At 62.2% G+C, this 9,705-nt stretch carries 10 protein-coding genes; 4 read left to right on the forward strand and 6 right to left on the reverse strand.

The window, feature by feature from the left end:
* Positions 1-8 precede the first annotated feature (8 nt).
* The 6 genes from FJW06_RS28540 to FJW06_RS28565 all read right to left on the reverse strand — a co-directional run bounded on the left by FJW06_RS28540 (position 9) and on the right by FJW06_RS28565 (position 5,398).
* Positions 9-1,007: a xanthine dehydrogenase family protein subunit M gene (locus FJW06_RS28540; RefSeq protein WP_140756817.1), complete on the reverse strand. Its 999-nt coding sequence runs from the start codon at positions 1,005-1,007 to the stop codon at positions 9-11.
* Positions 1,008-1,019: 12 nt separating this feature from the next.
* Positions 1,020-1,607: a 2Fe-2S iron-sulfur cluster-binding protein gene (locus FJW06_RS28545; RefSeq protein WP_140756819.1), complete on the reverse strand. Its 588-nt coding sequence runs from the start codon at positions 1,605-1,607 to the stop codon at positions 1,020-1,022.
* A 292-nt stretch (positions 1,608-1,899) separates the two neighbouring features.
* A complete protein-coding gene (locus FJW06_RS28550; protein ID WP_140756821.1) occupies positions 1,900-2,757 on the reverse strand; it encodes an SDR family NAD(P)-dependent oxidoreductase in 858 nt (285 codons plus the stop codon).
* Between the two features lie 52 nt (positions 2,758-2,809).
* Entirely contained in the window at positions 2,810-3,757 is a 948-nt protein-coding gene (locus FJW06_RS28555) for an NADP-dependent oxidoreductase (RefSeq protein WP_140756823.1), read from the reverse strand.
* The gene (locus FJW06_RS28560) at positions 3,754-4,212 is read right to left on the reverse strand and encodes a cupin domain-containing protein (RefSeq protein WP_140756825.1); all 459 of its coding nucleotides are present in this window, start codon (positions 4,210-4,212) and stop codon (positions 3,754-3,756) included. The genes FJW06_RS28555 and FJW06_RS28560 overlap by 4 nt, the downstream gene beginning before the upstream one ends.
* A 277-nt stretch (positions 4,213-4,489) precedes the next feature.
* Positions 4,490-5,398, reverse strand: a complete 909-nt coding sequence (locus FJW06_RS28565) for a LysR family transcriptional regulator (protein WP_140756827.1) — start codon at positions 5,396-5,398, stop codon at positions 4,490-4,492.
* Positions 5,399-5,847: 449 nt separating this feature from the next.
* Between FJW06_RS28565 and FJW06_RS28570 the strand changes: the two genes are divergently transcribed.
* The 4 genes from FJW06_RS28570 to FJW06_RS28585 all read left to right on the forward strand — a co-directional run bounded on the left by FJW06_RS28570 (position 5,848) and on the right by FJW06_RS28585 (position 9,622).
* Positions 5,848-6,834 carry an aldo/keto reductase gene (locus FJW06_RS28570; RefSeq protein WP_140756829.1) on the forward strand — a complete coding sequence of 329 codons (987 nt, stop codon included), beginning with the start codon at positions 5,848-5,850 and terminating at the stop codon, positions 6,832-6,834.
* A 433-nt stretch (positions 6,835-7,267) separates the two neighbouring features.
* Positions 7,268-8,254, forward strand: coding sequence for an aldo/keto reductase (locus tag FJW06_RS28575; protein WP_210239001.1), 987 nt, complete (start codon positions 7,268-7,270; stop codon positions 8,252-8,254).
* An 88-nt stretch (positions 8,255-8,342) separates the two neighbouring features.
* A complete protein-coding gene (locus FJW06_RS28580; RefSeq protein WP_140756832.1) occupies positions 8,343-9,119 on the forward strand; it encodes a carboxymuconolactone decarboxylase family protein in 777 nt (258 codons plus the stop codon).
* Between the two features lie 59 nt (positions 9,120-9,178).
* On the forward strand, positions 9,179-9,622 hold the full coding sequence (locus tag FJW06_RS28585; RefSeq protein WP_210239002.1) for a cyclophilin-like fold protein: 444 nt from the start codon (positions 9,179-9,181) through the stop codon (positions 9,620-9,622).
* Positions 9,623-9,705 lie beyond the last annotated feature (83 nt).

Raw genomic sequence — 9,705 nt, forward strand, 5'->3', positions numbered from 1 at the left:
GTCCTCCCTCAGGCTGTGGCCGTGGCGAGCGCGCTGGTCAGGCAGCGCTTGGCAAGCTCGATCTTGAAGCCGTTCTGGCTGTAGGGCTTGGCGCCGCGCACCGCGGCCTCGGAGGCGGCCGCGAAGGTAGCGCGTGTCGCGGGTTTGCTGAGCAGTGCCGCTTCGGCCTCTGGTGAGCGCCACGGCCGTGTGCCAACGCCGCCGAGCGCCACGCGCGCATGGCGGATCGCGCCGCCCTCGCTTGCCAGCACCACCGCGGCCGAAGCCAGCGCGAACTCGTAAGACGCGCGGTCCCGCAGCTTTAGGTAATGCGAGCGCGCGCCGGGGTGCGGCGGCGGGAGCAGCACATGGGTGATGAGGTCGCCCGGCTGCATCACCGTTTCCCGGTTCGGCGTGTCGCCCGGCAGCAGGAAGAACTCGCCGATCGGCACTCTGCGCTCGCCCTGCACGCCTTGGATGACGATGGTGGCTTCGAGCGCCGTCAGCGCCACGTTCATATCGGAGGGGTTGCTGGCGATGCATTGCTCGCTGGTGCCGAGCACCGCGAGGTTGCGATTAAAGCCCTCGATCGCCGAGCAGCCGCTGCCGGGCTCGCGCTTGTTGCACGGCGTGTCCGTATTGCGGAAATAGATGCAGCGCGTGCGTTGCAGGAGGTTGCCGCCGGTCGTCGCCATGTTGCGCAACTGCCCCGACGCGCCCGACAACAACGCTTCCGACAGCACCGGATAGTCGCGCTGGACATCCGCGCTGTGGGCAAGATCCGAATTGCGCACCAGCGCGCCGATCTTCAGGCCGCCATCGGGCGCGCGCTCGACCTTCGCCAGCGGCAGGCGGTTGATATCGACCACGCGCTTGGGCGTTTCGACGTCGAGCTTCATTAGGTCGATCAGCGTCGTGCCCCCGGCGACGAAGCGCACTTCGGCCCCCTGTTGCGCGGTAGAGGCGGCAGCGCCCGCCATGATGGCCTCGGCAGGATCGGCGGCGCGGGAGAAGGTGAAGGTTTCCATGGCGCCGCTCTTTCACGCTTTTCTCGCCTGACGGATCGCCGCCAGGATGTTCTTGTAGGCGCCGCAGCGACAGATGTTGCCGCTCATCGCTTCCTTGATCTCAGCGTCGCTCTCGCCCCACTGTTCCTTCAGCATCGCCGTGGCGGACATGATCTGGCCCGAGGTGCAATAGCCGCACTGATAACCGTCATGCTCCAGAAACGCCCGCTGCATCGGATGGAGATGATCGGGATCGCCAAGGCCCTCGATCGTAGTGATCTCTGCCCCTTCGGCCATTGCCGCCAATGTCAGGCACGAATTGACCCGCCGCCCGTCGATATGCACCGTGCAGGCGCCGCACTGGCCATGATCGCACCCCTTTTTGGTGCCGGTCAGGTGGAGATGCTCGCGCAACGTATCGAGCAGCGTGGTGCGCGGATCGAGCGACAGGCGGTGCTCGGCGCCGTTCACCCGAAGCGAAATGTCCATCATGCCCGATCCCGTCTTCGCCGGCTCCGCTGCGGAGGCTACCTCTGACGAAAACGAACCGCCAACCAACGCGCCCGTTCCCACAGCGGCGACCGTCAGCATGTCTCTTCGGGTGAGTTCATTGCTGGCCATTGGCATCGCTCTCCTGTCGCTCCCAAGCGGGACCCGAACGGCGGACATCCCGCACGACTTTTACGCCGAGACCATCGCGATTGCTTCGCAACCATCCAGAGCGGCAGCCACTATAAGCCACGAAGCTCTGTCCAATTACCCGCCGTTCGCTTCATGAGGTCATGAGTCAAATTCAGTAGTGTTATCCGACTGCAGCTACGATAAAGCGAGTTCTGGCCGTTCAGCCCGGGGTTCGCCATAGGAATGCGTATCACCAGCGCATAGTGGACGCGTCCAGTTCCCTGTTCTTGGCTCAGGCCGTATTGTTCGCGCTGTCGCCGCCCGTCACGTCATAGGTCGCGCCTGAAACCATGCAGGCATCGTCGCTGGCGAGAAAGACGACAGCGGGTGCGACGGCTTCAGGCGGCAGCCAAGGCACGCCGAACGGCGACTTCGCAGTCAGCTTCTGCTTTGCCTCGTCTTCCAGTTTCTCAAGTGGTTCGGAATTGTCGAGATCGTCGATGGCCTGCGCGTAGCGCTGACGATGGCGGGTGAGCGGCGTGTCGATCAGACCCGGGATTACGGCATTGACCGTGATACCGTACTGCCCCAACTCGAGGGCGGCTGATTTCATCAGGCCAATGATTCCCCATTTCGAGGCTGAGTACGCCGCACCATATTTGGTGCCATGCTGCCCTTGCGTCGATGAGGTGACGATGATGCGACCGCCACCGTTCTTGACCAGATGGGGCGCTACCGCTCGGATGGCGTTGCAGGTGCCGGTGAGATTGACGTCGATCTGGTCGTGCCAGTCGGCGTCCTCCATTTCGAGTATCGGCTTGAAAGCCTGAATGCCGGCATTGGCGAAGAGAATGTCGATCTTGCCGAAAGCCTCGGTCGTCCATGCGGCCGCTTCACGCAACGCCGCTATCCCGCTGGTCGAGCGGGCGAGCTGTCCATTTCCGCCCGCCGCTTCGACGAGCCGTCCGGTTTCATCGAGTTCGGCCGGTGTTGCCGGCTCGACCTCAAGCGTTCGGCTAACCGGGCCGGCGATGTCAATGCCGATGACCGTTGCACCCTCGCGCCCAAACGCCACGGCTGTTGCCCGGCCGATGCCGCGCGCCGCCCCCGTAACGATGGCGATTTTGCCCGCAAGTCGTTTTGATGACATTCTCCTGCTCCCCAGCTCTGCGTGAGAAATCAGCCAGGTCTTGCGTCTCGACCTATCGATCAGCTCCGAGGGTCAGGACCAAGCGTCCGCGCAAACCGCCTCGCTCCAACAATCGATGCGCTTCAGGTGCCTGCTCCATAGGAAGCGTCCGGGCGACTCGAAGCCTTAGTTGGCCGCGCTCGGCCAAGGTTCTCAAGTCTTCCAGCGCTGCACGATTGCACGCATAATTTGGTACGAACGTGCGCTCGGTCACGATTCCGCGTTCTTTGGCCAGCGCAGCGCCCGGAGCCGACGTGACGATCCGCCCGCCATCGCGAACGGCGCCCGCGACTGATGCGGCGATACCTGCCGTATCAACGAGTCCGTCTGCACCTTCGGGCGCTTCCTTGCGCACCAGCTCGACGAAGGATTCTCCGCGCGGCAGCACGACATCGGCTCCGAGGTCCCTGAGCAACTGCGTGTCTCGCGGAGCTGCGTCGGCGATCACGCGAAAGCCTTGGGCTTTGGCGAGTTGAATGGCGTAGCCGCCGACGGCACCCGCGCCACCGATGACTGCCACGATGCCGTCCTCGGGAAGGTTCAGAAGATCGAGTGCCATGCGGGCGGTCAACCCGTTCATAGGCAAGGTCGCTGCCTCGATATCGGTGGTCTCCGCCGGCGCGCGAACCACCGATTCAGCGGGCACAACAAGATACTCGGCATAAGCGCCGTGTGTTCCGGAGACGACGGCGATCGCAATGACACGGTCGCCCACCCGAAGGTCCGTGTCGGCGCCGTCTCCGACCTGATCGACCACGCCAGCCGCCTCCATTCCCGGTACATAGGGAGGCGGAGCGTCGGACACGAAAGCCAAGCCTTGGCGCACTAACGCATCGACTGGGTTGACCGTGGCAGCTCGGACTCGGATGCGAACCTGCCCCGGCTTAGTCTCGGGGACTGGCAGCTCCAAAAGGCGCAACACCTTGGGACCGCCGAAGTTGGTCAGTCCAACAGCTCTCACAGTCTTTCCTCCTGCCTGGGCGGCCTTTCGCCACAGACCTCATTTGATCTGTAAGGAGCGGCTCCGCAATATTGCTCGTCGGTAACCTGCTCCAGCCAGTCGACGTTCTTACCGTCGACGTTTTCCTGCAGCGCGATGTGACTCATCGCCGAGTCCGGTGCTGCGCCATGCCAATGCTTCTCACCGGGCTCGAAGAAAACAACATCGCCCTCTTTGATCTCCTCGATTGGACCGCCCCAGCGTTGTACTCGCCCCTTTCCTGAGGTCACGATGATGACTTGGCCGAGGGGATGTGTATGCCAGGCAGTACGTGCGCCCGGCTGGAAATGGGGATGCCCACCGGTCATGCGCGAGGGCTCGTTCTGCGGGAAAAGCGGCTGCACCGACACTGAGCCGGTGAACCAATCAGTCGGCCCTTGAAAGGGGGCCTGTGATCCTTTGCGGTAGAATTTCATGGATCTGCTTCCTCTCGCGGATGACCAACATGCGTCCACGCCAAAATATCCCTCCTATGCTCAGCGCGGTAGCGGCGTTAATCTTCACGGGGCGATGAGCAGAGTTCAGCAATGAACCCGAAGCGGAATATTCCCAATTGCTTCGCGCTCGTGATCGTCGACAATATGTTTGTTGAAAAGGAAACGGGCAGAAAGGGTTCTCCGGCTTCCGGCCACCGGTCCGCAGTTCGTCCTACTTCAGTCTCTCGTTTTGTCCGATTTTCACGTCTTGTTTAATTTATAGCCCCATCGGCCGCAGCTCGCGTATGAGATCGATCAAAAGACGGAGCCCCGTCGGCACTTGGCGGCGGCTCGAATAGTAGATGTGGAAACCATCGCCCATAGATGCCCAGTCCGAGAGCACCAGGCGCAGCCGTCCGTCCGCCACATAAGGGGCGACCAGCGGTTCTGGGAAATACATGAGGCCAACGCCACCGAGGACGGCGACAAGTCCGGTGTCCGCGAGATCCACGGTGATCGATGTCGGCACAGTGATCTGCAATTCCTCTCCGTCGTGCTCGAACTCCCATCGATAGACCCGATCATCGCCGAGCCGATTGCTGATGCATCGGTGTTGAAGCAGATCGTTGGGATGTTCTGGAACGCCGAACCGCTCGAGATATTCAGGCGATCCTGCCACCACCCAGCGCACGTCTGCCGACAGCCGTTGAGCGATCATGTCCTCCGGCACCGTGCCACCGTACCGAATGCCGGCGTCGAAGCCTGCATCCGTCACATCCACCATGCGATTACTGGCGACGATATCGAGTTCGACATCAGGATAGCGTTCCGCGAATTCGGGCAGTACGGGGGCCAGCAGCAAATTGGCCGCTTCGACAGCGACGTTCAGCCGGATGCGGCCGGTTGGAGCATCGCGAAAGCGGTTGAGTGTCTCGATCGCGGTGTCGATCACCTCGAACGGCTCACCGATGGCTGCGGCGAGAGCTTCCCCGGCGGCGGTGAGCGTGACGCTCTTGGTCGTCCGGTTCAGGAGCCGGACCCCAAGGCGGCCCTCCAGCCCCTTGAGCGCGTGGCTCAACGCTGACGCGCTTACGCCGATTTCGATTGCGGCGCGGCTGAAGCTTCGATGCCTCGCAATCGCCAGAAAGTAGGTCAGATCGGCGATGTCGGCGCGATTGCTTTGCATGTTACGCTCTTTCGTCAGTACCGGTCATCTTCGCATTCCCCTCGTCGAAACCCCTCTACCCGATCGAACCGAGACAGGCCCCGTCCGACGCTCATTGCGCGGGGGCCACCGCTCACGCCCCTCCGACACTGCGCTCCTCCGACAGGAGTGACTATGAAGACGCTCCGTGGCGGATAGCGATGCTGCGCAGCGGTCAAAACCGACCGATGCGAAGTCGAGTCGACGTCCCCTATCGCTTCGCTCATTTCAACGCTGCTGAATTGTTCTCACAAGACCATGCAACAGACTCCGGTAACTGAATCGCCGACTCCGGTTTAGGGTGCGCTCCCGAGACGGACCTCGGGCGACCCATGCAAATTTGTGTCGCGAGATGTTCCCAGCCGAGTTGTTCGCATGTCGGATACTCCATGCTGGAAATCTCTCTCCAAGACTGACGAAGGAAAAGTGCTATGCAATATGCTCATCTGGGACGTTCGGGGCTGAAAGTAAGCCGTCTTTGCCTGGGCACGATGAACTTCGGGGAGATGACCGACGAGTCGACCAGCTTTCAGATTCTGGATGCGGCCGTGGAGTCCGGGATCAACTTCGTCGATACCGCTGATGTCTATGGCGGCCCGCAGTCCCCCGACATGGAGAAAGGCTTCGGCGTCTCCGAGGAAATCATCGGGCGATGGATGGCAGAGCGCGGGAGCCGCAACGGCATCGTGCTCGCAACCAAGGTCTACCAGCCGATGGGCCTCGGCCCGAACGATCGCCGGCTATCGGCGCTTCATATCCGGCGCGCTTGCGAGGACAGTCTGCGACGTTTGAAGACCGATCACATCGATCTGTACCAGATGCACCACATCGACCGCTTCACGCCTTGGGAAGAAATCTGGCAGGCGATGGAACTTCTAGTGCAGCAGGGAAAGGTCATCTACGTCGGCAGCAGCAACTTCGCGGGATGGGACATCGCAACGGCCCAGGGTGCGGCGAGCCGGCGCCATCTCATGGGTCTCATAGCCGAGCAGAGCCTCTACAATCTGTCGGTTCGGACCATCGAACTCGAAGTGATCCCGGCCTGCCGCCACTATGGCCTCGGCCTCATCCCCTGGAGCCCGCTCGGCGGTGGCCTGCTGGGTGGCGTCTTGCAGAATGCTGCGTCGGGACGCCGGGCGCGTCCGGCGATGAAGGAGAAGATCGAGCGGTATCGCCCGCAACTCGAGGCGTATGAAGCATTGTGCGACGACCTTGGCGAGCGGCCGGCCGATGTCGCCCTCGCGTGGCTGCTGCACAATCCTGTGGTCACGGCGCCGCTGGTCGGGCCGCGCACGATCGAACAGCTCACGCAGACGCTGCGCGCTGCGGAAATCTCGCTCTCAGACGACACCATGCGGTGCCTCGATGAGATCTGGCCCGGTCCCGGCGGAGAAGCGCCGCAAGCCTATGCCTGGTAACTGTTCTCCAGCATCTCAGGCTCGCATTCTTGAAGATGTTCAAAATAAACGGAACCGCATGGTTCCATTTGACCAATATCGCGGAATACGAGCTTTTCGATTTACATCGGCCGATTGACCCGATCACGGGACAGGCTGCGCATCATGAGCGCTCTTCAAAAGTCCATGCAGCATTCCAGGGGTAACCGCGTTTCCTCCCACGCGCTAAATTCTACGATGAAGGCTGGAACAATAAGGGAGACCGCTAATGACGCATTCCCCCGGAATGGACGATTCAGCTCCCCGTCGGGGCGATACCAGCCGGCGCGCGGTTCTTGGCGCCGGCCTTGGACTTGCAGCCGCCTCGCTCATGAATGCCGGAAACGCTTTCGCTCAAGGCTCTGGTGCCGGCGGACAGAGCCGCGACGCCGCAATTCCACGAAGGGAGAAGTCGATGGACAGCCGCAAACTTGGGAATCTGGAGGTGTCAGCTATCGGCATGGGCTGTTTGCCGCTGGTCGGCTACTATGGCAACGGACCGCGGGATCGCAAGGCGAGCGTAGCGCTCATTCGCGCGGCATTCGAGCAGGGTGTGACGTTTTTCGACACCGCTGAGGTCTATGGACCGCATCTTAGCGAAGAGTTTGTCGGCGAAGCCCTTGCTCCGATTCGCGATCAGGTCGTGATCGCCACCAAATTTGGCTTCGGCGTCGAGGAAGGCCAGCCGACCGCGCTGAACAGCCAGCCGGACCATCTGCGACGCGCCGTCGATGGCTCGCTCAAACGGCTGAAGACCGACCACATCGATCTGCTCTATCAGCATCGTCCCGATCCCAAGGTGCCGATCGAGGAGGTCGCCGGCACGGTCAAGGATCTGATCCAAGCCGGAAAAGTGAAGCACTGGGGCCTCTCGGAGGCGAGCGCCGCCACCATCCGCCGCGCCCATGCCGTCCTGCCGGTCAGCGCTGTAGAAAGCGAATACGCCATCTGGTGGCGCGAGCCGGAAACCCGGATATTTCCTACGCTCGAGGAACTCGGGATTGGCTTCGTGCCCTACTGTCCGATGGGCCGCAGCTTTTTCGCCGGCGCTGTCAATGCCGCCAGTCGTTTCGACTCGACTGATCGCCGCCATAACCTGCCGCGCTTTGCGCCCGAGGCGCTGCCGAAGAATCTGGCCCTCTACGACTACGTCCGGAGCTGGGCCGAGCGAAAGAACACCACGCCGGCGCAATTCGCCCTTGCGTGGGTTCTGGCGCAGCAGCCTTGGATCGTCCCGATCCCCGGCACGACGCAATACATGCATTTGGCCGAGAACGTCGGCGCTGCCACCGTGCATCTGACAGCCGGCGATCTCAGGGAGTTCGATGCCGGTGCGGCCAAGATAGCCTTGGTCGGCGGCCGCGCGGACCCGTTCACCGAAAGCCAGTTCGACCACGCATAAGGGAGGCGTCATCCACGCCGCTCGTGGCCTCGCCCCGAGCAACCGCCCCCACGCCAGAGTGTATGGATACTATCGCCGGAAGGCCGACATGAAACGCTTCATCGCCCCTCTATTAGGAGTTATCGCCATGACCACCACCGCACACGCTCAGCAGCCCAATCCCGAGGGTCGCCGCTTCACGCCGGATCAGGTCCGGTCCGTAGCGCCGGCCCTGGAGCAATACACGCAGAACCGCCTTTACGGTGATGTCTGGAAGCGGCCGGGCCTGAACCGGCGCGATCGCAGCCTGGTCACGATTGCCGCTCTGATTGCTCGCGGCGAGGCCGGCGCGCTCAATTACTACGCCGACCAGGCGCTTGAGAATGGCGTGAAGCCCGCCGAGATTGCGGAGACGATCACGCATCTCGCTTACTATTCTGGCTGGGGCAAGGCGATGGCGGCCATCGGCCCTGTCAGCGAGGTTTTCGCCAAGCGTGGCATCGGCGCAGATCAGCTTCCGAAGGTGGACCCGACGCCTCTGCCGCTGGACGAGAAGGCCGAGGCCGATCGGGCGACCAGGGTCGGGGATCAGTTCGGCAAGGTTGCGCCCGGCCTCGTGCAGTACACCACGGACTATCTCTTCCGTGACCTGTGGCTGCGCCCGGATCTTGCGCCACGCGACCGAAGCCTCATCACCGTCGCCGCGCTGATCTCGGTCGGACAGGTCGAGCAGATCACGTTCCATCTGAATAAAGCGATGGATAACGGACTGACCGAAGAGCAGGCCGCCGAGGTTATCACGCATCTTGCCTTTTACGCGGGCTGGCCCAACGCCATGTCGGCCCTGCCGGTGGCGAAGGCAGTTTTCGAAAAGCGGCGCGGTTAAGTCTATCGGGTGGCGCGGCTCATCCTGCGCCATTTCCCGCGAACAATGTGGCGGACGCGATGTCGATGACCAGAAGAACAATTCTGCTTGCAGCATCGTTCATCCTCGTTGGCGCCGCCGCCTACAGCCAGACCGCGCAGAAGACCATGAAAATCAAGTTCACGCTCAATGGAACACCTGTGGTCGCCATTCTGGAAGACAACGCCGCCACGCGCGATTTTCTGGCTTTGCTGCCTCTCAAGGTGAAGCTCGAAGACTACGCCGCGACCGAGAAGATCGCCTACCTGCCGTCGAAACTGAGCACCCTCGGGGCGCCTTCGGCGATCAATCCAGAAGCGGGTGACGTCACGTATTACGCGCCCTGGGGCAATCTCGCTCTGTTTCACAAGGACTTCCGCCGTTCCCCCGGCCTCGTGAAGCTCGGCCGCATCGTCGCAGGTTTCGACGCCCTCAAGGTGGCCGGCCCATCGGATATCACGATTGAGCGCGCCACAGCGCAGTGAACGGGATGACCGGCCGATAAAGGAAACCGCTATGACTACCTGGTCAAAGGATGAACTCGATCGGATAGCCGCCACCGACGATC

It is taken from the genome of Mesorhizobium sp. B4-1-3, from assembly GCF_006439355.1.
In the GTDB taxonomy this organism is placed as follows: Bacteria; Pseudomonadota; Alphaproteobacteria; order Rhizobiales; family Rhizobiaceae; genus Mesorhizobium.